At 67.7% G+C, this 20,692-nt stretch carries 19 protein-coding genes and 1 tRNA gene; 12 read left to right on the top strand and 8 right to left on the bottom strand.

Annotation, left to right across the window (positions count from 1 at the left end; genetic code table 11):
- Positions 1 to 70: 70 nt before the first annotated feature.
- Positions 71 to 685, bottom strand: coding sequence for a response regulator transcription factor (locus KUV62_RS08940; protein WP_222603332.1), 615 nt, complete (start codon positions 683 to 685; stop codon positions 71 to 73).
- 312 nt (positions 686 to 997) lie between these two features.
- Here KUV62_RS08940 and KUV62_RS08935 point away from each other — a divergent pair, with 312 nt between their 5' ends.
- The 3 genes from KUV62_RS08935 (at position 998) to KUV62_RS08925 (ending at position 5,557) form a co-directional block, all read left to right on the top strand.
- Positions 998 to 2,377: a WecB/TagA/CpsF family glycosyltransferase gene (locus tag KUV62_RS08935; protein WP_222603331.1), complete on the top strand. Its 1,380-nt coding sequence runs from the start codon at positions 998 to 1,000 to the stop codon at positions 2,375 to 2,377.
- A 172-nt stretch (positions 2,378 to 2,549) separates the two neighbouring features.
- Positions 2,550 to 3,026, top strand: a complete 477-nt coding sequence (locus KUV62_RS08930; protein WP_261395488.1) for a molybdopterin-dependent oxidoreductase — start codon at positions 2,550 to 2,552, stop codon at positions 3,024 to 3,026.
- Positions 3,027 to 3,127: 101 nt separating this feature from the next.
- Positions 3,128 to 5,557 (top strand): ATP-binding protein, encoded by a 2,430-nt coding sequence (locus tag KUV62_RS08925; protein ID WP_261395487.1) that lies wholly within the window; start codon positions 3,128 to 3,130, stop codon positions 5,555 to 5,557.
- A gap of 12 nt (positions 5,558 to 5,569) precedes the next feature.
- On the opposite strand, the gene KUV62_RS08920 is transcribed toward KUV62_RS08925, so the two are convergent.
- Entirely contained in the window at positions 5,570 to 6,787 is a 1,218-nt protein-coding gene (locus KUV62_RS08920; RefSeq protein ID WP_222603329.1) for a polysaccharide biosynthesis/export family protein, read from the bottom strand.
- A 213-nt stretch (positions 6,788 to 7,000) separates the two neighbouring features.
- Between KUV62_RS08920 and KUV62_RS08915 the strand changes: the two genes are divergently transcribed.
- The 4 genes from KUV62_RS08915 to KUV62_RS08900 are packed head-to-tail and all read left to right on the top strand — an operon-like array spanning position 7,001 to position 11,184.
- The gene (locus tag KUV62_RS08915) at positions 7,001 to 8,218 is read left to right on the top strand and encodes an oligosaccharide flippase family protein (protein WP_222603463.1); all 1,218 of its coding nucleotides are present in this window, start codon (positions 7,001 to 7,003) and stop codon (positions 8,216 to 8,218) included.
- Between the two features lie 4 nt (positions 8,219 to 8,222).
- Positions 8,223 to 9,146, top strand: a complete 924-nt coding sequence (locus tag KUV62_RS08910) for a glycosyltransferase family 2 protein (protein ID WP_222603328.1) — start codon at positions 8,223 to 8,225, stop codon at positions 9,144 to 9,146.
- A gap of 11 nt (positions 9,147 to 9,157) precedes the next feature.
- Positions 9,158 to 10,144 carry a glycosyltransferase family 2 protein gene (locus tag KUV62_RS08905; protein WP_222603327.1) on the top strand — a complete coding sequence of 329 codons (987 nt, stop codon included), beginning with the start codon at positions 9,158 to 9,160 and terminating at the stop codon, positions 10,142 to 10,144.
- A 29-nt stretch (positions 10,145 to 10,173) separates the two neighbouring features.
- Positions 10,174 to 11,184 carry a glycosyltransferase gene (locus KUV62_RS08900; RefSeq protein WP_222603326.1) on the top strand — a complete coding sequence of 337 codons (1,011 nt, stop codon included), beginning with the start codon at positions 10,174 to 10,176 and terminating at the stop codon, positions 11,182 to 11,184.
- 812 nt (positions 11,185 to 11,996) lie between these two features.
- Here KUV62_RS08900 and KUV62_RS08895 read toward each other — a convergent pair.
- The 5 genes from KUV62_RS08895 to KUV62_RS08875 form a co-directional block, all read right to left on the bottom strand.
- Positions 11,997 to 12,167 carry a hypothetical protein gene (locus KUV62_RS08895; protein WP_222603325.1) on the bottom strand — a complete coding sequence of 57 codons (171 nt, stop codon included), beginning with the start codon at positions 12,165 to 12,167 and terminating at the stop codon, positions 11,997 to 11,999.
- A 708-nt stretch (positions 12,168 to 12,875) separates the two neighbouring features.
- Positions 12,876 to 12,951, bottom strand: a tRNA-Thr gene (locus tag KUV62_RS08890).
- A gap of 45 nt (positions 12,952 to 12,996) precedes the next feature.
- Positions 12,997 to 14,532: a heme biosynthesis protein HemY gene (locus tag KUV62_RS08885; protein ID WP_222603324.1), complete on the bottom strand. Its 1,536-nt coding sequence runs from the start codon at positions 14,530 to 14,532 to the stop codon at positions 12,997 to 12,999.
- Between the two features lie 10 nt (positions 14,533 to 14,542).
- Positions 14,543 to 16,024, bottom strand: coding sequence for a hypothetical protein (locus tag KUV62_RS08880; RefSeq protein WP_315901569.1), 1,482 nt, complete (start codon positions 16,022 to 16,024; stop codon positions 14,543 to 14,545).
- Between the two features lie 46 nt (positions 16,025 to 16,070).
- Positions 16,071 to 16,817 carry a uroporphyrinogen-III synthase gene (locus tag KUV62_RS08875; RefSeq protein ID WP_222603323.1) on the bottom strand — a complete coding sequence of 249 codons (747 nt, stop codon included), beginning with the start codon at positions 16,815 to 16,817 and terminating at the stop codon, positions 16,071 to 16,073.
- 72 nt (positions 16,818 to 16,889) lie between these two features.
- Between KUV62_RS08875 and tsaD the strand changes: the two genes are divergently transcribed.
- The 5 genes from tsaD (at position 16,890) to KUV62_RS08850 (ending at position 20,072) form a co-directional block, all read left to right on the top strand.
- A complete protein-coding gene (gene tsaD, locus KUV62_RS08870) occupies positions 16,890 to 17,969 on the top strand; it encodes a tRNA (adenosine(37)-N6)-threonylcarbamoyltransferase complex transferase subunit TsaD (protein ID WP_222603322.1) in 1,080 nt (359 codons plus the stop codon).
- On the top strand, positions 17,966 to 18,928 hold the full coding sequence (locus KUV62_RS08865; protein ID WP_222603321.1) for an NAD(P)H-dependent glycerol-3-phosphate dehydrogenase: 963 nt from the start codon (positions 17,966 to 17,968) through the stop codon (positions 18,926 to 18,928). The genes tsaD and KUV62_RS08865 overlap by 4 nt, the downstream gene beginning before the upstream one ends.
- 1 nt (position 18,929) lies before the next feature.
- Positions 18,930 to 19,202, top strand: a complete 273-nt coding sequence (locus tag KUV62_RS08860; RefSeq protein WP_222603320.1) for a YciI family protein — start codon at positions 18,930 to 18,932, stop codon at positions 19,200 to 19,202.
- Positions 19,199 to 19,618 (top strand): EVE domain-containing protein, encoded by a 420-nt coding sequence (locus KUV62_RS08855; protein WP_222603319.1) that lies wholly within the window; start codon positions 19,199 to 19,201, stop codon positions 19,616 to 19,618. The genes KUV62_RS08860 and KUV62_RS08855 overlap by 4 nt, the downstream gene beginning before the upstream one ends.
- 61 nt (positions 19,619 to 19,679) lie before the next feature.
- Positions 19,680 to 20,072 carry a DUF1761 domain-containing protein gene (locus tag KUV62_RS08850; RefSeq protein WP_222603318.1) on the top strand — a complete coding sequence of 131 codons (393 nt, stop codon included), beginning with the start codon at positions 19,680 to 19,682 and terminating at the stop codon, positions 20,070 to 20,072.
- Between the two features lie 268 nt (positions 20,073 to 20,340).
- Here KUV62_RS08850 and trxA read toward each other — a convergent pair whose 3' ends face one another.
- Positions 20,341 to 20,661, bottom strand: coding sequence for a thioredoxin (trxA, locus tag KUV62_RS08845; RefSeq protein WP_222603317.1), 321 nt, complete (start codon positions 20,659 to 20,661; stop codon positions 20,341 to 20,343).
- Positions 20,662 to 20,692 lie beyond the last annotated feature (31 nt).

Genomic DNA, 20,692 nt, shown 5'->3' with positions numbered 1-20,692 from the left:
CTTGCGGAGGACCGGGGGCCGCGGATGCGCCGCCGACCTATCCTTTCGGCGAGGCCGTGACGTGACCGGATCAGAAGATCCCGGCGTCGCGCGCCACGATCGCCGCCTGCGTGCGGTTGTTGACGTCGAGCTTGCGATAGAGCGTCTTCACGTGAAGCTTGATCGTCGGCTCGGTGATCTCGAGATCGCGAGCGATCTCCTTGTTGGACTTGCCCTCGGTCAGCCCCTTCAGGACTTCCATCTCGCGCTTGGTGAGGGTCTTGGCCAGCGGGTGCTCCTCGACCTCCTCGGCGGCGGTCATGAAGGCGATCGGGGCGTATTGCTCGCCCATCGCCATGAAGCGTACCGCGTTGACCAGCGACTTGGCCGGCAGCGTCTTGGGCACGAAGCCCGCGGCGCCGAGCTCGAGCGCCTCCTCGGCAATGTCGCGGCTGGCCTCGCCCGAGATCAGCGCCACGTGGCGCACCCCCTCGATGGCCAGCGCCTGCTTCAGCCCCTCGAGCCCGTTCATGCCCGGCATCTTGTAGTCGAGCAGGACGAGATCGTAGGCCGCGTCATCCTTCATGCGCTGCAACGCCTCGGCGAAGCTCGACGCGCTGCCGGTCTCGATTCCGTCCTCATCGTCGAGGAAGGCGATCAGCGTATCGCGCAGCAGGTCGTGGTCGTCAGCGATGAGAACGCGCATGTCTTGGCACCGTAAGATCTTGCTTTCGGATCTACACGCTACACGAGTGCCCTCACCCCGTTAAGGCAATTCTGCGAAGGCTCGCGGCAAAGCGGAATAGGCATCCTACCCACATGTATAGGTCGCGCTCGCAAACGCTCGCATAGCGGGACTATCCCGCCGGATAGCGGGTCGGGATGAATGCCCGAATGACGCTGCGTCAGGAGAGTTGGTGCGCCGTCCGCGCCGCTCTCCTCACCGGCTGGGAAATTGAGGTTAACGCTATCTTCAAGCGATGCAGGAGGGGCCACTCAGCCAGGAGGAGACCCCGCCATGAAGATGATGCCCCCCGCCGCGTTCACCCGTTCGCTTGCCGCGCCGCGTGCCCTGCCCACCAAGCGGGTGCTCGGCCTGCCGGTGGTCGACGCCACGACAGACGATTGCGTCGAGGCGCTGCTGAGCGGTGCCGCGCGCACGGTCTATTTCCTCAATGCCCATTGCGCCAACATCCGCGCCCGCGATCGTCACTATGCCGCGGCGCTGGCCCGCGCCGGGGCCGTGCTGCCCGACGGCATCGGCGTCGATCTCGCTGCTCGGATGACCGGCTCGGAGCTCACCGAGAACCTCAACGGAACCGATTTCACCCCGGCGCTGCTCAAGGCCGCCGCCCGGCGCGGCCTCTCGGTCTTCCTGTTCGGCGCCACCCCCGGCACCGCCGAGGCCGCCGCCCGCAAGCTCGCCACGACGCTCCCCGGCCTGCGCATCGCCGGCACCCGCGACGGCTATGCCGGTGCCGCCAGCAGCGTCGACGCGATCCGCGAGATCAATGCCTCGGGCGCCGACATCCTGCTTGTCGCCATGGGCGTGCCGCAGCAGGAGCTATGGATCGACCGTCACCTCTCCGAGCTTGCCCCCGGCCTCGTGCTCGGCGTCGGCGCGCTGTTCGACTTCCTCGCCGGCAACGTGCAGCGCGCGCCCGCGCCGGTCCGCAAGGCGCGGATGGAATGGGCCTGGCGGCTGGCGATGGAGCCGCGCCGCATGGCCGGGCGCTACCTCGTCGGCAATGCCACCTTCCTCGCCCGCGCCGCCAGCCACGCGCTGCGCCTCGCCGGCCGCGAGGCCATCGCCAAGCGGGGGCTGGACTTCGCCGGCAGCCTCGCGCTGACGCTGATCCTCGCCCCCCTGCTACTGCTGGTCGCCACGCTCATCCGTCTCGACAGCCGCGGGCCGGTGCTCTTCCGCCAGACCCGCGTCGGACGCAACGGCAAGCCCTTCACCATCTTTAAGTTCCGCACCATGCACACCGACGCCGCCGAGCGTCTGGCCGAGATCCGCGCCAGCTCGGATCGCGAGGGCATCTGCTTCAAATCGCGCAGCGATCCCCGCGTGACCCGCGTCGGCCGCCTGCTGCGCCGCTACTCGATCGACGAGTTGCCGCAGATCTTCAACGTGCTCTTCGGCCACATGTCGCTGGTCGGTCCGCGTCCGGCGCTGCCCAGCGAGGTCGCCGCCTACCCCGCCCACGCGCTCGAGCGGCTCGACACGCGCCCCGGCATCACCGGTCTCTGGCAGGTCTCGGGCCGCGCCGATATCGGCTTCGACAAGATGGTCGACATGGACATTGCCTACGTGCGCTCGCGCAGCCTCCTGCTCGACCTGCTTCTGCTCGGTCTGACCGCGCAGGCCGTTGTCACCGGGCGTGGGGCATATTGAGCGAAGTTCCGCCAGCGCCTCGAAAAAATGCATCGCACCTATCCTTTCGGATAGGGTCACTGTCCTGATCCCCATATGAAAAAATCGCGCTTCGGTGGCAGGATTCAACAAGTTCGGAATCAAGGTTGGTCGTATGTACATACTCACGGAACGTTTCGCCCTGGCGGCTGGCATGCTGCTATTTGTCAGCATCAATGCCGCCACCGCGGCGGAACTCGACGCACCGACTGGCCCCGTCCTCCTGACCATCAGCGGCGAACTCGCGAATACCAATGGCGACGGCACCGCGGCGTTCGACCTCGAGATGCTCCGCGCCCTCGGCGCCACCGACATCACCACCGATACCATCTGGACCCCGGGCACCATCACCTTCACCGGCGTGGAGCTGAAGACCCTGCTCGATCATGTCGGCGCATCGGGAGACGAGATCGACGCCACCGCGATCAATGATTACACCGTCGTGATCCCGGTCAGCGATGCCGTCGAAGGCGGACCGATCGTGGCTTACGAAATGGATGGCGAGCTGATGTCGCGCCGCGACAAGGGCCCGCTCTGGCTGATCTACCCGTACTCGTCCAACTCCGAGTACCGGACCGAGGTCATCTATTCACGCAGCATCTGGCAACTCGACCGTATGGCGATAAAGTAGGGGTCCACTCAACCCATGCCTTTGGAGGCTGAATGACGCTAGCAACGGGTTTCCGTCGCACGGGGCGAGCCGTCTTCGCGGTTCTCGCCCTGTTGTGTTTGTTGGCCATCGGCATTCTCATCCGGGAAGTCGTCAAGGAGCTGCGCTTCCTCAGCTCGGCCAGCTCCGACAACGTTCACTGGACGCTGTCGCAGGCCGAGGTCGAATTCCTCGAATTCCGCAACGCGGTGAACTGGGCCCGCACCGCGCCCGAGACGCCGCTGAGCACCGTTATCGTCGAGTTCGACGTGTTCTACAGCCGCACCTCGACCCTCGCCAACGGCTCGCTCTATTCCTCGCTGCGCGAAGATCCCGCCTTCGACGCCCCGCTGACCGAGGTGCGTGACCGGCTCAACGCGATGATCCCGCTGATCGACGGCCCGCGGGACGAGCTGCGCGCCAATCTCGATGACCTCGCGGCGCAGGCTGACGAGATGCGCATCCTGGTACGCAAGATCGCCACCACCGGCCTGCAGCATTTCGCCCTCGAATCCGACGCGCTGCGCACCTCCGTCGCCGTGACCCTGCTGCGCCTCGCGGTGCTCACCGGCCTGCTGCTGCTCGCCCTCGCGGTGCTCCTGATGCACGCCCGCCGCACTGCCCAGCAGACCGAGAAGCGCGGCAAGGAACTGGCCATCGCATATGCCCGCCTCAACACGATCCTCAACACCTCGCTCGACGCCGTGGTGGTGACCGACACCCAGGGCCGCATCCAAAACTTCAACCCGGCGGCGGAGCGCATTTTTGCCTGCCGTCTTAAGGATGTCCGAGGCAAGCGCGTCGGCGACATCATGGTGCCCGAGCATCTGCGCGACGCGCATGAGGCAGGCATGGCGCGCTTTGCCGCCGATGGCGATCACCGGGTGATCGGCCAGGGCCGGATCAAGCTCGAGGCGATGCGCTGCAGCGGCGAAACCTTCCCCGTCGAACTGGCGATCGAAACCGCCCATGCCGGCGAAGAGCAGCTCATGGTGGCCTTCCTGCGCGATATCTCGCATCGCGTCGCCGCCGAGAACGAGCTGGTGATGGCCCGCGACAAGGCGCTGGCCGGGGAGCAGGCCAAGGCCGAGTTCCTCGCCATGATGACGCACGAGATCCGCACGCCGCTGAACGGCATTCTCGGCAACCTGTCGCTGATGGAAGACACCAAGCTCAGCAGCGACCAGTCGCGCTACATGCGCAACATGAAGATCTCGGGCGAGCTGCTTATGCGGCACGTGGATGCGGTGCTCGACGTGGCGCGCTTCGAATCCGGCGCCGACAAGTCGCAGGAAGACGTCACCCATCTGGGCCACCTGTTCCAGGACATTGTCGACTCGCAGAGCAGCGCAGCGCATGCCCGGGGCAACGCCCTGCAATGGGGCTGGATCGGCACGCCGGAGGAATGGGTCGAGGTCGACAGCTCGCGCCTGCAGCAGATCCTGCTCAACCTCCTGGGCAACGCCATCAAGTTCACCCGCGAGGGCCGCATCACGATCGAGGCCGAAGTCATCGAACGCGGCGAGCCGGCGAAGATCGAGATCCGGGTCAGCGATACCGGCAGCGGCATTGCCGAGGCCGACCTGGCGCGGATCTTCGAGGATTTCCAGACCGTCTCGCACCAGGTCAGCGACAGCGTCGGCGGCACCGGGCTGGGGCTCGGCATCGTGCGCCGCTTCGTGCAGGCGATGGATGGCGAGATCGGTGTCGAAAGCACGCTCGGCGAGGGCAGCACCTTCTGGCTGCGCATCCCGGTCCTGCCGGTCGAGAGCCCGGTCGAAGAGGCCGGCGTCGGCCCCGAGAGCGAGGCGCCCAGCGATCTCGAGATCCTGCTGGTCGAGGACAACGACATCAACATGCAGCTCGCCTACGAGGTGCTGGTCGGCATGGGCCATCACGTGACCGAGGCGCGCAACGGCCAGGAGGCGGTGGAGATTGCCGGCAAGCGCCCGTTCGACCTCGTGCTGATGGACATTCGCATGCCGGTGATGGACGGCCTCACCGCGACCCAGAAGATCCGCGAGGGCGACGGGCCCAACTGGGATGCCCCCATCGTCGCCTTCTCGGCCAATGTCCTGCCCGAGGCCAAGGATCGCTTCGCCGCCGCTGGCATGTCGGATTTCCTCGGCAAGCCGCTGCAACGCTCGGAGCTGGCACAGATCATCATCCGCTTCTGCGCCGGCCGCGAACGCCGGGTGAAACTCGAGGGCAACACGCCCCTGCTGGTCGAACAGAAGGAGAGCCCGATGGAAAAGCTGCGCCACCGCTACATGACCGAGACCGCATCGCTCTTCGAATGGCTGGCCGAGCTGCCCGAGGACAACGACGCCATCGCCGACCGTGCCCACCAGATCGCCGGCAGCGCCGCCGCCTTCGGGCAGCCAGGTGTGCGCGAGGCTCTGCTGCTGGTCGAACAGGCCGCCGAGGCCGGTGACCGCGAGGATCTCGTGGTCGCCATAAGCGAGGCACAGGCGGCGTGGAAGGCAGCCCCGGAGCCCAGCCTCGTCGGCTAGGCCCCGCGCCGCTCAGGGCAGCACCGCCTTGGCGACACCGACCGCCAGCAACGCCTGGGTCAGGTTGGTGACGCTGCTGTCGTAGCAGGCGATGCCGTCGCCGGGCAGCAGGTAGGGATCGTAATCGTCGCGATCCGGGCGGCGCAGCTGGTTCTCGATGCTGCGCTCGATCACCGTCGAGACCTCGGTAACGGGATCGCGCGTCACAAGGATCGCCGAGCGATGCGCGCTGGTGGCGCGTGCGCCACCGACACAGTTGGTATCGATCACCGCCTGCATCATCCGTGTGCCATAGGGCACCTGTCGCACCTCGCGGCCGATCGCCGAGGGCGCGTTGCCGGTGGCGGGCACGGTGAGGTTCGACAGGAACATCGACACGCCCGGCGGCGAGATCGGGCTCGGGCGCATCAGGTCTTCCTGGAAGCACTGGCGCGACGGCACCACCACCTCGTCACCGGTGATCAGCATGACGTCGACCGCGTTGCGCCCCTCGAAGACGCCGCGCATGTCGAGCACGTAGCGCTGTCCGCCGCGAAAGAGCTCGACGGCGGAAATATCAGCGTCGGGGCGGATGCCCCCGGCGGCGCGGATCGCGGCCGAGAGGTTGCGCCCCTCGGTCGAGGCGCCGAGCGCGGTCTGCCGCGCGATGTCGAGATCGTCTCCCGAGACCCGGCCGATCTGCGCCGCGTGCGGCTCGAACACCGCCCCCGAGACCGCCACCGAGACGCCGGAGAAATCCGCCACCCGCACCGAGACGCGCGGCGCCTCGTCGTAGAACTCGTCGTTGAGCAGCGCGTTGATCAGATCCGCCTCGATCTGGCCGGTGCTCCGCCCCTCGGCGCGGATCGGCGGCAGGAAGGGCAGCTTCAGCGTGCCATCGCGCGAGACCACGTAATCGCCGCCGAAGGTCGTGTCATCGGCCACCCGGATATCGACCAGATCGTTACGCGACAGCCGCTCGCCGCGCAGCGCGTGATGCGCCAGCCCGCCGGTCTTGCCATCGCCGTTTGCACCGCCGCCCGCCAGCGGCTTGCAGCGCGCGGCGTTGAGCCGCTGTGATTGCAGGATCGGATCTTCGGCGAAATTCAGCGGCGGGTCGCGATACTGCGCCTGGTAGCCGCCGCCATCGTCGATCGGCCCGAGGTTCTTTGGCGACGGCGCGGGGCCGCAGCCGGCCACCAGGCCAAGCCCGAGACAAAGGCTCAAGGTTTTGCGGCTTGCGCTCGACATGCAACCCTCACGTGATCTGCTTTTTCTTCTTATCTGTCGTCAGCATGACAGAAAATTCGCTCATGTGCAGTGCCTACCTATCCGCAAGGGTAGGAAACCTCTCTCATGAGTTGTCCGGCTCTCCCCCCGGGCGCAGGACAGCGTGAAGCCCGCAATTTATGGTTACTCCAACCTTAGGAGAACCTGACCGTGTCCAGCCCCGCAACCCCTCTGATGAGCCACCTGCTCGCTTATGGCGCCTCCGAAGTCGCCACCAAGCTGTCGCGGCTCGGGGTTGTCATCGCGGTTGCACGCACCCTCGACGCCACCGAGATCGGCGTCGCGGCGGCGGCTCTGGCCACCGGGGACCTGCTGAAATCGCTCACGGAGAACGGTGTCGGGCAACGCATCATCGCCGCGTCCGACACCGAACTTTCCGCGACCTGTAACCGCGCCCACAGCCTCAACTGGATCTGGTGCCTCGGCCTCTTCACTGTCCAGAGCGCCATCGCAGCCGGGGTCTGGGCCCTGACCGGCAACGCGCCGCTGGCGCTGATGATCCTCGTGCTGGCCGGGGAATACCTGTTCATGCCCGGCGGGCTGGTGCAGACCGGCCTCGCCCTGCGCAGCGGCAAGCTCAAGCAGACCGCCGCCATCGCCGGCGGCCAGGCGGTGATGGCGAACCTGATGTCGGTGCTGCTGGCGCTGGTCTGGCCCTCCGCATTGGCGCTGGTGCTGCCGCGGCTGCTGACCGCGCCGTTCTGGCTCGTCTCGATGCGCGCCCTGCATCCCTGGAGTGCCGACAAGGCCGCCGGCAAGGCGCCGATCCGCCCCTTCCTGAGCTTCGGCTGGGCCGTACTTGGCGTCGAGATCGTCAAGGCCGCGCGGATGCAGGCCGACAAGCTGATCGTCGGCGCCCTGCTCGGCCCAGCCGCGCTCGGGATGTATTTCATGGCCTTCAACGCCGGGCTCAGCCTCGCCACCTCGTTCTCCACCGCCTTCGCCGCCGTGCTCTTCCCGCATCTCTGCGGCAGCAGCGATCGCTCGGCGGCGCTGCGCCAGGGGCTCGCCGTGTCGCTCGGCCTCGTGGGCCCGGCGGTGGTGCTGCAGGCGCTGCTGGCACCGTGGTACGTGCCGCTGCTGCTCGGCGCCGACTGGGCCGATCTCAGCGGGGTGGTCTCGATTCTCTGCCTCGCCGCGATCCCCACCATGCTCTGGACCGCTGCCGCCGGATGGATGCGCGCCGAGGGCCGGCCGCAGCAGGAGCTGACCGCCACCGTGCTCCTCACCGCCGCGCTGATGGCCAACATCGCGCTAACCGCCCGCTTCGGTCTCGAGACCATCGCCTGGGGCTACCTCGTCACCGCCAGCCTGACGATGCTGATCGTCTCCCTGCCGGCGCTTCGGTTCGCCTTCGCGCCGATCCTCGTGAAGTCTCTCGTGAAAGTGTAAGCCCATGTCCCTGATTACCGTCGTCATCCCGGCCTACAACGCAGCCACAACCCTCCCCGCCACGGTTCAAAGCCTGATCGGCCAGACCTGGACCGACTGGCAGGCGATCATCGTCGAGGACGGCTCGCAGGACGACACCCTCGCCGTGGCGCAGGCGCTCGCCGCCGGGGAGCCCCGCCTCTCCGTGGTGCGCAACCCGGGCAAGGGCCCGAGCGACGCGCGCAATCATGCTGCGATGGATCTGGCCACCGGCGTCTTCCTCGCCTTCTGCGATGCCGATGACATCTGGCTGCCGGGCAAGCTCGCCTCGGTTGTCACCTCGCTGCTGATGGGCGAAGCCGACGCCGTGTTTGGCCGCATCGGCTTCTTCGAGAGCGATCCTGCCCGCGTCGGCGCCCGCTCGACCGTGCCCGAGACCCGCGTCACCGTTCCGATGCTGATGGGCGAGAACCCGGTCTGCACAATGTCGAACCTCTCGGTCCGCACCGACGTGTTCCGCGCGCTCGGCGGCTTCCGCGCCGAGATGGTCCATAACGAGGATCTCGAATGGCTGATCCGCCTCGTCGGCAGCGGCTACGAGCTCTGGGGCCTGCACGAGGATCACATCCGCTACCGCACCAGCACCGGTGGGCTCTCCGCCGACCTCGCCGCGATGATGCGCGGCCGCGCCCAGGCGCTGGAGACCGCACGCCGCTTCGGCTTTGCCCCCGACGACCGCGCCGAGGCCATCCACCTGCGCTACCTCGCCCGCCGCGCGCTGCGCGTCGGTTGCGAGCCGCGCCTCGCCCTGCGCCTCGCGCTCTCGGGCCTGCGCCGCGACGCCCGCGGCTTCCTGTTCCCGCTGCACCGGGGCGCCGCCACTGCGCTGGCCGCGATGCTCGCCCCGGCGCTCCCCGCGCCGCTGCGCCACAGCCTGTTCTCGAAATAAGGAGCCGCCCGATGTCTTACGCCTCCATCGTCGTCCCTGCTTTCAATGCCGCCGCCACCCTCCCCGAGACGCTGCGTTCGCTCTCGGCCCAGAGCTTCGGCGATTTCGAGATCATCGTCGTCGATGACGGCTCCACCGATGCCACCGCCGCCATCGCCGAGGCCCACGCCAAGACAGACCGCCGCGTGCGGCTCGTGCGGCAGCACAACCGCGGCCTCGCAGGCGCCCGCAACACCGGCATCGCCCATGCCCGCGGCGCGCTCATCGGGTTCTGCGATTCCGACGATCGCTGGATGCCCGACAAGCTCGACGCTCACGTGTTGCACCTTGCCACCGCGCCGCATGTCGGCTTGAGCTACGCCGGCTCGGCCTTCATCGACGAGACCGGCCGCCGCACCGGCCACGCTATGCGCCCCCGGCTGAGCCATGTCGGCACCGCGCATGTGTTCAAGCGCAACCCGGTCGGCAACGGCTCGGTGCCTGTGTTCCGCCGCGAGGCGCTCGAGGCGATCTCCTGGCGCCCGGCCAGCGAAACCAAGCGCGACTGGGTATTCGACGAGACCTTTCGCCAGTCGGAGGATATCGAGTGCTGGCTGCGCTTCGCGCTCACCACCGACTGGAGCATGGAGGGGGTGCCCGGCCTGCTCACCGAGTACCGCATCAACAGCGGCGGCCTCTCGGCCCGCACCGATGCCCAGCTCGCCGCATGGGAGCGCATGGTGACCAAGCTGCGCCCGACCGACCCGGCCTTCTTCGCGCGCCACGAGTCGGCGGCCCGCGCCTACCAGCTGCGCTACCTTGCGCGCCGCGCTGTGAGCAGCGGCGATGGCGAGACCGCCTGCGCGCTGGTCTCGCGCGCCTTCGCCGAATCCCGCGCCCCGCTGCGGGAAGAGCCGATGCGCAGCCTGACCACCATCGCCGCCGCGCGGCTCTGCGCCCGCTACGGCGATGCGCCGATGCGCTTTGCCCGCAATGTCCTGAGTGCCGTCCGGTCCTGAGTGCCGTGTTTTCCGAGGAGATGTTCGTGATGTCCAAGCTGCCCCACATCGTTCACCTGGTCGACGACACCACCCCCGGCGGTGTCATGCGGGTGCTGGATCATATCTACGGCTCGCCGCTCATGGCACAGGCCGCGCATCACGAGATCCGCGCCGTGCCGCGCAACAAGGGCATCGCCTCGGTGCAGGCCGACATGATCGTCTCGCATCTCTCGGTGAGCTGGCGCCGCCTGCCGGCGCTGGTCTCGCTGCGGGCCCGCCACGCGCATCTCCCGATGGTGCACGTGGAGCACAGCTATACCGAGGCCTTCACCGCCCTGAACGTGCCGTCGAAGCTGCGCTTCTTCACCCTGCTGCGCAACGCCTACGCACTGTTCGACACCGTGGTCGCCGTCAGCCACGCGCAGGGCGATTGGCTCACCGCGCGCCGGCTGGCGCAGCCTCAGGCGCTGCGGGTGATCCCCTCCGCGGTCGATCTGCGCAGCTTCCGCGCCCTGCCCGCGCCACGCCCCGGCGGCCGCACCATCGGAGCCATCGGGCGGCTCGACCGGCAGAAGGGCTTCGACGTTCTGGTCCGCGCCGTTACCGAGATCCGCGACGCCGCGCTGCGGCTCGAGATCTTCGGCACCGGCCCCGAGGAAGAGACGCTTCGCGCCCTCGCCAAGGGAGATGACCGCATCACCTTCCACGGGCATGCGATGTCGCCCGAAGAGGCGATGCGCGCCGTCGATCTCGTGGCCATGCCCTCGCGCTGGGAAGCCTACGGGCTGGTGGCGCTAGAGGCACGGGCGGCGGGCCGGCGGCTCGTGGTCGCCGATGTGGACGGGCTGCGCGACAGCGCCGGGCCGGAGGCCCGTTTCGTGCGCGGCCACGGCATCGCGAGCTGGAGCAACGCGCTCACCCTCGCCCTGCGCTCCGGCGCAGAGGGGGGCGACGCGGCCCGTGCCACCGGCGCCGCGACGGAATTCGCGGCAGCGTGGAACAACCTGATTGCCGAGCGGTTGGGCCCGTCGGCGCCAGGCTTGCGCGCGGCAGGCTGAGGCCGCCGCAAAGAGATCCGCGGGCCCTGTGTGTTTGGGGCCCGACTCGGAGGTTCGGTACGTTTTTTCGGGATGTACGGTAACCAGTGACCTTTTCCGTGCGGTGACCAGTGTGTCGGGGAGTGCGGTGAAGAGTGGCCCGGGCGGGATGGAATCGCTCCGCGTGTTTGGAGCGAGGGTCTGTCCGGGCGAGGTGTTTGTGTCTGGTGAGGTAACCAGTCGGTAAGCGGTTACGGCCCTGTTGGCCGTCGGGTGCCAGTTTTGACGGTACGAGTTTTGTATCTGTCACGAGTGTCGGTCTGTTGGACCGGTCCGTCTTTCTGCTTGAGCCGGGCTTGGCGGGGGTCTTCTGCGGCCCCCGCCGCTGGCTTTTCAGGGACGTCACAGGGCTCTCACAGAGACCTCTCCCCCTTATTTCGGCGCGCTATCGCCCGTGACCGGCGGCGAAAAGTGCCCTGTTGCCGAAACGCCATGCAAAAATCTCAATGCTGCTTTGCAGAATGAGATCTTGTTCTGCACTGCAGCATCGCTTATTTGTAGGCCAACGACGCTGACAAGGCGTTCACAAGTTTCCTGGGGTTCTCTCCTCCTCCCTGAACCCCGGAAATCAGCGGCGGCCCTCTCTCCTCCTCCCTGAGGGTCGCCGCGCTCCTCCCCCCAATCGATGCCAATTGACACGCGACCGGGTTTCGGCGCTGCGCGCTTGCTGTTCTGCCTGATTTTTCGGGAGCTGTTGGGTGCTGCGTCTGGTGTCAGACGGGACCGGGGGCGGCCAGGTGCCGCCCGCGGTCGGATATCTCAGGTAAGATCGATCAGAGTGCGTCTGCGCGCTCACGGCGCTCACGCTGGGCGGAAACGGCTTCGAGAAGCAACTCCGGGTCTTCGTTGTCGGCGCAGACGCTGCGCGCGATATCGAAATCCGACATGCCGCGCTTGAGCAGGGTCTCTACGGCATTGGCCTGTTCGCGATTGAAAAGTGTCATGTGATCCTCTCCCTAAGGACTGCTGAACATGCAGGAAGACATGGACAGACAAGCTGTCCAGTGAATGGGCCTTCCTGTGTGGCAACCCGTCCGAGCAGTGACGGGCCTTTGTGTTAGCACAGAACGGTAGCGCAACCAAGGCTTCGATACCCCGAGACGTGTTTCCAAGAGGTTTACACGCCCATCGCGCGATTTCCCGCGCTGCCCGCGCCCGGCGCGTTTGCCCAGGCCGGCGCTGAAAAGATGTGCAGCGGATATGCCAATTGGTCGCAGATCGCGAGTTTGCAAGGTCGTCACGGTTGCGATCCACGACAGGCAGATTACTTGCTTAGAAGACGCCCGGTCGCCCCAAATCCTCCCCAGGGGCGACCGGTACACGACAGGATGGCCCTTCTCCCTTTCAGCGCCATCCGTCTGACGGTCGGTCCGCCTCCTCCTCCCGGCGGGCCGACCTCCGATATCTCCGTGAAGCGCACGACACATCACGTTGCGTTCAAAGTCCAGAAAATTCTCCGCTGCGCCGCGGCATCCGGTCGCAAGCCACGGAAATCAATGCCTTCAGGCGATTCCGCACGACTGCAGATTGCAATGATTCACATAATTTCGAATCACCACGGCCGCGCTCGACCGCGCCGACCGATGGGTTCGAATCACCCGGGCAGCGGCTGTCTCGCAGCTTGAAGGCGCCTGAGGTCTGGAGGGGAAGACTGGTGCCGGTGATAGGACTCGAACCTACGACCCCATCATTACGAATGACGTGCTCTACCAGCTGAGCTACACCGGCACTGGTGGGCGGCCTCTTAACACCGGGGCCGCCCGGGGGAAAGCGCTATTTTGCGGCTTCCTTTTGGCTCTCGTCAGAGACTTCCTCGGCATCCTCGATGGTCGCTTCCGCGGCCGCCTTGCCCTCCTCGGTCGGAGGATTGGGCGTGAGGATCTCGGGCGCCTCCTCGGCCTCCGCCTCGGCGCTCTCGTCCTTGGACGTGTCCTCGAGCGCGCCGACGATCAGCGGCAGCATCTCCGCACCGGCCGGGGCGGCGTCGGATTGCGGCGGGGTGGTCCAGCTCAGCGTGTCGAAGCCACCGCAATTCTCGCAGATCGGCACCCATTCGCCGTGGATGTGGTGGCAGCTGTCGCAGACCCATTGCGGGCCGCGCGGCGCCACCAGCGCCTTGGCTAGCCAGCCACGCACCTCGGTCTCCGCGGCGCCCTCACCGCGCGCGATGGCCGCCATGACGGTCAGGGTCCGGGCATCCGGCTCCTTGTCGACGAGATCGCCCATGGCGCGGCGCGCCTCGGGGAAATCCTCGGCCGCAAGCGCCAGCTCGGCGCGCAGCAGACGGGTCTCGCGGTGATCGGGGCGGATCGAGGTGATGGTGCGGAAGCGCTTCATGCGCTCCGCCGGCGTCTCGTCGGGCGCGATCTCGGCGAAGGCGGCGGCGAGATCGGGATGCGGCTGCACGCTCCACGTCTTCTTGAGGATGCGCACGGCCTTCTTCTGCTCCCCGCGCGCGATGTAGGCGCGCGCCGCCATGCAGGCGCCGGGGATCAGGTCGGGCGAGCCCTTGGCCGAGGCGATGGCTGCCTCGCGGGCCTCGATCGGCTTGTCCTCGGCAAAGATGTCCTTGGCCTCCGACAGCGCCAGCACCGCGTCGCGGCGGCGATAGACGTCGCGCGGCAGCGAGCCATGCTTGAGCTTGGCCGAGAGCGTCTGACGGGCACCGCGCCAGTCGTGCTTCTGGGCCTGCAGCTGCAGCAGCGTGTCCTGGATCTCGGGGTGCTTCGGCTTCAGCGCGAAGGCGCGTTCGGCCAGCTTCAGCGCGGTGTCGGTGTCGCCCTTGGCGAGCTTCAGCTTCATCATGCCGCGGATGCCGACGAACCGGGTCTCGTCCTCGGTGATGAGCTTCTTGTAGACCTCTTCCGCCTTGCGGGTGTCGCCGGTCATCTCGGCGGCCTGCGCGGTCAGCAGGTTGGTGAGACCGGGGCGATGCAGGTAACGGTCGGCCTTCTGAGCCTTGGCCATCGCCAGCTTGCCCTCGCCCGAGCTCAGCGCCAGCATGCCCTCCGACAGCGCCTGGTAGCCCTTGCGCTCGCGGTTGCGGTCGAAATAACGCGACAGCGCCGTGTCGTCGCCGTTGATGAACTTGAGCACCGCGATGAGCAGCGAGACCAGCTTGAACACCACGTAAAGCGCGATGACCAGCACGATGACGGCGATCACCGACTGCAGCGGCCCGAGGTTGAACTCGTAGCCGCCGGCGGTGATCTGGATGCCGCCCTGGCTCTCCATCACGTAACCGGCGCCAAGGGTCAGGGCCGCCACGACGGCGACGAAGAGAACGATCTTCAGAAGTGACCAAAGCATTGTGCGACCCTTATTCCTTGTTCAGTTCCTGAGCCAGACCGTCGGCGGCCTCGACCGCCGCGACCCGGGTCTGCGCCCGGGCCATCCAGTCCGTCAGCGGTGCCTTGGCCTCTTCGGGAAGGGCCTCGAGCTCGGTCAGAGCCTGTTGCAGATCGCCACCGCGCAGCGCCGCCTCGGCGCGCGAGAGGATCGCGTCGGGCGCATCACCCGAGCGTGGTGTCACCGAGCGCGCGCCGACCTGGTCGGCGAGGAAGGTGGCGAAGCGCTGGGTGCCGGTTTCCGCATCGCTCTCGAGCCGACGTGCCTCCGAAAGCGCCTCGCGGGCGGCTGGCGGATAATCCTCGGTCAGCGCGGCCAGCGTCGGGACGCCATCGCCGGCCGGTCCGGCAAGCCCCGCGGGCACCGCCACGCCATTGGCCTCGATGGTGGTCACCTGCTCGGCATAGGGCGCCCCCGCGCCCAGCGCGGCATAGACCTCGGAGAGCGCCGCGCGCGCCTTCGACAGCGCCGCCTGGGTTTCGGCGTTCGATTCCGCCTCGAGCGCCTGCTGGGTCATCTGCTCGACCTCGAGCCGCTGCTGGGCGATGGCGTCGCGCAGCAGGTTGAGCTCGTTCTCGTAGGCGGCCATCGCTTCGGGTGAGACCGACTCTTCCACCGGGCGTCGCTCGATGGCATCGATGCGGCCGGCCAGCGCGTCATAGGAGCCGGAGGCGGCGTCGAGATCGGCGCGCAGAGCTTCGACCGCGGCTTCCAGCGCCGAAAGGTCGATGCCGTTGGCGGTGTCGGTCGCGGTCTGCACTTCGGCGGCCAGCGCATCGATGCGCGTGGTCTGCTCGTCGAGGGCGGCGGCGGTGTCGGTGCGGAAGCTCTCGAGCTCGGCATTGGAGCCGAAGGGCCAGCCCCCGGATGCCAGCGAGGACGCCCCGAAGCCCAGCACCGCCGCGATCACGCCGCCAAGTAGCATCGGGGCGAGGCTCGCCTTGCGCTCCACCACCGTCTCGCGCACGACATTGACCGGGCCGGAATAACCGGCGCTCCGCGCCGCAGGCGCTTCTTCGACCGCCTCCGGCTCGACCGCAACGGTCTCGTCGCCCTTCTCGGCCTCGGCGAGCAGCTCGGCCTCACCGGCGGAATGGATCTGATCATCGCCTTCGAGCGTATCGTCGCCGGCAGGCATATCGGCCGCGATGCTGTCATCACCGGCAGAGAGCGTGTCGTCATCGCTGATGCTGTCATCACCGGCGGCGCTCAGGCTGTCTTCTTCCGCGAGGCTGTCATCCCCGGACGCAACCGTCTCGGCTTCGTCGACATCGCCGCTCTCAGCCGCGCCGGCCGGCGTGTCGTCGCCATCCTCAGCCAGGGTGTTCCCGGCATCGTCCTCTTCGGTCACGACCGCGTCCGCAGCTGTCTCCGGGCTCAGTTCCGTCTCGGGCGTCTTCGCCTCGTCTCCCTGCTCCTCGGTGCCATCCACTGGCTTTTTTTCGTCGGCCACGCTCCACCCTTTCAAAATCTTGCTTCGGCACGGTAATCGCGCCTGTCTAACCTTTCACAGACCCGCGAGGTTTCACAAGCGCCCCGAGGTCCGTCAGCAAACCAATCACAGCCCGCTTCATCGCCTTGGCGTCGGGCTGCGCCAGAATCTCCAATCGAGTCACATATAGCGCCTCGAGCGCCGCGGCCACATCCCCACTCATCGCTGCGACGATAAGCGGCGCGCCACCGCCGCCGCCACGGGCAAACTGGGCCGCGCTGCGCGAAGAGAAAAGCGGAACGATCACAGGGACATCGCCCTGCAGGGCCGCTTTTGCCCCGGCGCTCAATTCCTGTGCAGGCTGGTCGTAGATCACCGCGTCCGTAGCCACCAGCCCGGCCGCCCGCAGCCGCTCGGCCACCGCGCCCCGGGCATGGGTCCCGCGCAAATGCACCAGCGGCACCCCCGGTGCCTCCTCGATGACCATATCGACCAAAGCAGCAGCATCTCCGCCGGCGCTCCTGGGGGCGAATCCCGCCGCGCGGGCGGCCTCGGCGGTGGCATCGCCCACCGTGAAGCAGAGCGGCAGCACCGGTCCGCCCAGCGCCGCGTAGGCGCGAACGCCATTGGCGGAGGTGAAGATCGCCCCGCCGATGCCCTCGAGATCTGGCAGTGGCCCGGTCACCTCGATGCCGATCAGCGGGCTGATGATGCTTTTGAACCCGCTCACCCCCTCGGCCTCGAGCGCCGACAGAAACTGCCTCGAGGCCGCCTCGGGGCGGGTCAGAAGCAGGATGGGCTCGGACGGGGCCATGGGCGCTCCGGCATTGTGGGGCGGGTGAGCAGGTGGTAGCTGCAAGGGAACGACAATGCAACGGACGCACCGATGCCCGAGCCGATCATCCTGGGACTGGAAAGCAGCTGCGACGACACCGCTGCCGCTGTGCTGCGCGGGCGAAAGATCCTCTCCTCGGTGGTGATGGGCCAGACCGAGCTGCACGCGGCCTTCGGCGGGGTGGTGCCCGAGATCGCCGCCCGCGCCCATGCCGAGAAGCTCGATCTGGCGGTCGAGCAGGCGCTGTCCGAAGCCGATCTTCCGCTCTCCGGGATCGACGCCATCGCGGTGACCGCAGGGCCGGGGCTGATCGGCGGCGTGCTCTCGGGCGTGATGTTGGCCAAGGGGCTGGCGGCGGGGCTCGGCAAGCCGCTTGTCGGCGTCAATCACCTCGCCGGCCATGCGCTGACGCCGCGGCTGACCGATGGGCTGGCCTATCCCTACCTGATGCTGCTGGTCTCGGGCGGGCATTGCCAGTTCCTGATCGTGCGCGGCCCGCAGGATTTCACCCGCCTCGGCGGCACCATCGACGACGCCCCCGGCGAGGCCTTCGACAAGACCGCACGCCTTCTCGGGCTGCCGCAGCCGGGCGGGCCCTCGGTCGAGAAAGCGGCGCAAGCGGCTGACGAGACGCGCTTCAAGTTCCCCCGCCCGCTGCTCGACCGCGAGGGCTGTGATCTCAGCTTCTCCGGCCTCAAGACCGCGCTCCTGCGGATGCGCGACAAGCTGGTCGAAGCCCAGGGCGGCTTGCACGAGGCCGACCGCGCCGATCTCTGCGCCGGGTTCCAGGCCGCAGTGCGCGACGTACTGGCGGAAAAGACCCGCCGGGCGCTGGCGCTCTATCTCGCCGAAAGCCCCGCCGTTCCCGCCTTCGCCATCGCCGGCGGCGTGGCGGCCAACCAGGCCATTCGCGGCGCGCTTGAGACGCTTTGCGCCGAGCATGGCGTGACCTTCACAGCCCCGCCGCTCAGACTCTGCACCGACAACGCCGCGATGATCGCCTATGCCGGTGGCGAGCTGCTGGCCAAGGGCAAGACCTCCGACATGGGACTCTCGGCCCGCCCACGCTGGCCGCTCGACCGCGAAGCCGCGCCGCTTCTGGGCTCCGGTAAGAAAGGGGCCAAGGCATGAGCATCGCGGTTCTCGGCGCCGGCGCCTTCGGCACCGCGCTGGCCCTCAGCCTCGCCCGCGAGGGCCACGAGATCCGCATCTGGGCCCGCGACGCCGCCACCGTGGCGGCCATCAACAACGAACGCCGCGCCCCGCACCTGCCCGCCATCCCGCTGCCCGAGGCGATCTCTGCCAGCACCGAAATCGAGACCGTTGCGCAGGCGCAGACCCTGCTCCTCGCCGTGCCGATGCAATCCCTGCACGACGTGCTCTCCCGGATCGAGAGCCCGCTCGCCGGGCAGCGGCTGGTGGCCTGCTGCAAGGGCGTCGACCTACACGAGCTCACCGGCCCCACCGGCGTCATCGCCCATGCCAAGCCGCAGGCGATCCCGGCGATCCTGACGGGCCCGAGCTTCGCCGATGACATCGCCCGCAACCTGCCCACCGCGCTGACGCTGGCCTGCCGCGATGAGGAGGCCGGTGCGGCTCTGCAGCAGCAGCTCTCCACCGGTGCGCTGCGGCTCTATCGCACCACCGACACCAGCGGCGCCGAGCTTGGCGGGGCGCTGAAGAACGTCATCGCCATCGCCTGCGGCGCCTGCATCGGCGAGGGGCTGGGCGACAGCGCCCGCGCCGCGCTGATGACCCGCGGTTTCGCCGAGATGACCCGCCTTGCCGCCAAGCTCGGCGCCCGGCCCGAAACCCTCGCCGGCCTCTCGGGCCTCGGCGATCTGGCGTTGACCTGCACCTCCGAGCTGTCACGCAACTACCGTTTCGGCCTGTCGCTCGGCAAGCACGAGCGCTTCGACCCGAGCCTGACCGTCGAGGGCGTCAAGACCGCCGAGGCGGTGACCCGTCTGGCCGCCAAGCTGGAGATCGAGCTGCCGATCTGCGCCATGGTGCAGGAGGTCAGCCAGGGCGGCACCAGCATCGCCGAGGCCATCACCTACCTGCTCAACCGACCATTGAAGGAAGAATGACATGCTGATCGCCCTCATCGCCAAGGACAAGAAAGGCGCGCTCCAGACCCGCAAGGACAACCGCGACGCCCATCTCGCCTATATCGACTCGACCGGGAGCGTGGCGCAGGCCGGACCGCTGCTCGACGAGGCCGGCGAGATGGCGGGCAGCCTGGTGATCCTCGACGTCACCGACATGAGCGCGGCGCAGGACTGGGCGGCCAATGATCCCTACGCCAAGGCCGGGCTCTTCGAGAGCGTCGAGCTGGTGGCGTGGAAGAAGGTGATCGGATGAAGTACTGGCTGTTCAAGTCCGAGCCCTCGACCTGGTCCTGGCAGGATCAGGTCGGCAAGGGCGATGCGGGCGAGGAATGGGACGGCGTGCGCAACTACCAGGCCCGCAATTTCATGCGCCAGATGGCCGTGGGCGACCGAGGCTTCTTCTACCATTCCCAGAAGGAGAGGGCCGTCGTCGGCACCGTCGAGGTGATCGCCGAGGCCCATCAAGACAGCAGCACCGATGATCCGCGCTGGGAGTGCGTTGACATCAAGGCGGTGCAGGCGGCCAAGGTTCCGGTGACGCTGGAGCAGATCAAGCAGGAACCGACACTCTCGGAGATGGCGCTGGTGAAAAGCTCCCGCCTGTCGGTGCAGCCGGTCACCGAGGCCGAATGGCGGCTGGTCTGCGAGATGGCGGGGCTCGATCCCTGAGGCCTAGGCGGATCGCCCCCGCGCTGCCAGACTGGTGCGGCAACCACGCGGGGGAATCGCCATGGGTCTGGTCTCTGTCATCGTCGCGGCCGCCGCTGCATGGCTGTTTGGCGCAGGCTGGTACATGATGCTGTCGAAGCCGTGGATCGAGGCCGCCGGGCTCGAATGCGACGAGACCGGCCGCCCCAAGGGCGGCAGCCCCCTGCCCTTCCTGCTTTCGGCGCTGGCGATGCTGCTGGTGGCCGGCATGATGCGCCACATCTTCGCGATGGCGGGCATTGCGAGCGTGGGTGGCGGGCTGATCGCCGGGCTCGGCATAGGGCTCTTCTTCATCTCGCCCTGGATCATGATCAACAACGCCTACGCCATGCGGCCCTTCAGGCTAACGCTGATCGATGGCGGCTACGCCACCTTCGGCTGCGCGGTGATCGGGCTGGTGCTGGCGCTGTTCTGAGGCGGAGATCTTCCGAGTTGGCGCAGGGCCCGGACAGGCCGGGCCCCGCTCTCACCCCTGGGCTGCTCCCACGCAGCGCACGGTTCGATGGGCTCCGGCCATTCTGGCCATTCCCCGACCTTACCAGCGGCCGCGGCATCCGACAAAGCAGATGTGCCTAAAATCCGCCGTTCTGCAGCGATGCAATGAACGCCACGGAGCCTCCCCGCAAAGAAAAATGCGCCCCCGAAGGAGGCGCATTTCTCTCGTTCGGAAGATCGGGCTGCGATCAGATCGCTTCCTTGATCCAGCTCTCGATCGAGGCTTTCGGCGCGGCGCCGGTGCGGTTCGAGACCACCTCGCCATCCTTGAACAGGAACAGCGCCGGGATGCCGCGAACGCCGAGCTGGGCGGCGACGGCCTGGTCATGGTCGACGTTGATCTTGGCAACCTTGACCTTGCCTTCATACTGCTCCGACAGCTCTTCGAGCGCCGGGCCGATTTGCTTGCACGGGCCGCACCATTCGGCCCAGAAATCGACCACGACGGGGATGTCGGAGTTCTTCACTTCCTCGTCGAAGGTCGCGTCGGTGACGGGAACGGTGGCCATGATTCTCTCCTTAACGGGTTTGGCAGCCGGT

This window comes from Salipiger bermudensis (assembly GCF_019801965.1).
GTDB lineage: Bacteria > Pseudomonadota > Alphaproteobacteria > Rhodobacterales > Rhodobacteraceae > Salipiger > Salipiger bermudensis_A.
This window is presented reverse-complemented; position numbering and strand designations above follow the sequence as displayed.

What these genes read in the sequence shown, in the direction of transcription:
- KUV62_RS08940 (WP_222603332.1), bottom strand. Translation starts at nt 685, where the DNA reads ATGCGCGTTCTCATCGCTGACGACCACGACCTGCTGCGCGATACGCTG.
- KUV62_RS08935 (WP_222603331.1), top strand. Translation starts at nt 998, where the DNA reads ATGAAGATGATGCCCCCCGCCGCGTTCACCCGTTCGCTTGCCGCGCCG.
- KUV62_RS08930 (WP_261395488.1), top strand. Translation starts at nt 2,550, where the DNA reads ATGCTGCTATTTGTCAGCATCAATGCCGCCACCGCGGCGGAACTCGAC.
- KUV62_RS08920 (WP_222603329.1), bottom strand. Translation starts at nt 6,787, where the DNA reads ATGTCGAGCGCAAGCCGCAAAACCTTGAGCCTTTGTCTCGGGCTTGGC.
- KUV62_RS08915 (WP_222603463.1), top strand. Translation starts at nt 7,001, where the DNA reads ATGAGCCACCTGCTCGCTTATGGCGCCTCCGAAGTCGCCACCAAGCTG.
- KUV62_RS08910 (WP_222603328.1), top strand. Translation starts at nt 8,223, where the DNA reads ATGTCCCTGATTACCGTCGTCATCCCGGCCTACAACGCAGCCACAACC.
- KUV62_RS08905 (WP_222603327.1), top strand. Translation starts at nt 9,158, where the DNA reads ATGTCTTACGCCTCCATCGTCGTCCCTGCTTTCAATGCCGCCGCCACC.
- KUV62_RS08900 (WP_222603326.1), top strand. Translation starts at nt 10,174, where the DNA reads ATGTCCAAGCTGCCCCACATCGTTCACCTGGTCGACGACACCACCCCC.
- KUV62_RS08895 (WP_222603325.1), bottom strand. Translation starts at nt 12,167, where the DNA reads ATGACACTTTTCAATCGCGAACAGGCCAATGCCGTAGAGACCCTGCTC.
- KUV62_RS08885 (WP_222603324.1), bottom strand. Translation starts at nt 14,532, where the DNA reads ATGCTTTGGTCACTTCTGAAGATCGTTCTCTTCGTCGCCGTCGTGGCG.
- KUV62_RS08875 (WP_222603323.1), bottom strand. Translation starts at nt 16,817, where the DNA reads ATGGCCCCGTCCGAGCCCATCCTGCTTCTGACCCGCCCCGAGGCGGCC.
- tsaD (WP_222603322.1), top strand. Translation starts at nt 16,890, where the DNA reads ATGCCCGAGCCGATCATCCTGGGACTGGAAAGCAGCTGCGACGACACC.
- KUV62_RS08865 (WP_222603321.1), top strand. Translation starts at nt 17,966, where the DNA reads ATGAGCATCGCGGTTCTCGGCGCCGGCGCCTTCGGCACCGCGCTGGCC.
- KUV62_RS08860 (WP_222603320.1), top strand. Translation starts at nt 18,930, where the DNA reads ATGCTGATCGCCCTCATCGCCAAGGACAAGAAAGGCGCGCTCCAGACC.
- KUV62_RS08855 (WP_222603319.1), top strand. Translation starts at nt 19,199, where the DNA reads ATGAAGTACTGGCTGTTCAAGTCCGAGCCCTCGACCTGGTCCTGGCAG.
- KUV62_RS08850 (WP_222603318.1), top strand. Translation starts at nt 19,680, where the DNA reads ATGGGTCTGGTCTCTGTCATCGTCGCGGCCGCCGCTGCATGGCTGTTT.
- trxA (WP_222603317.1), bottom strand. Translation starts at nt 20,661, where the DNA reads ATGGCCACCGTTCCCGTCACCGACGCGACCTTCGACGAGGAAGTGAAG.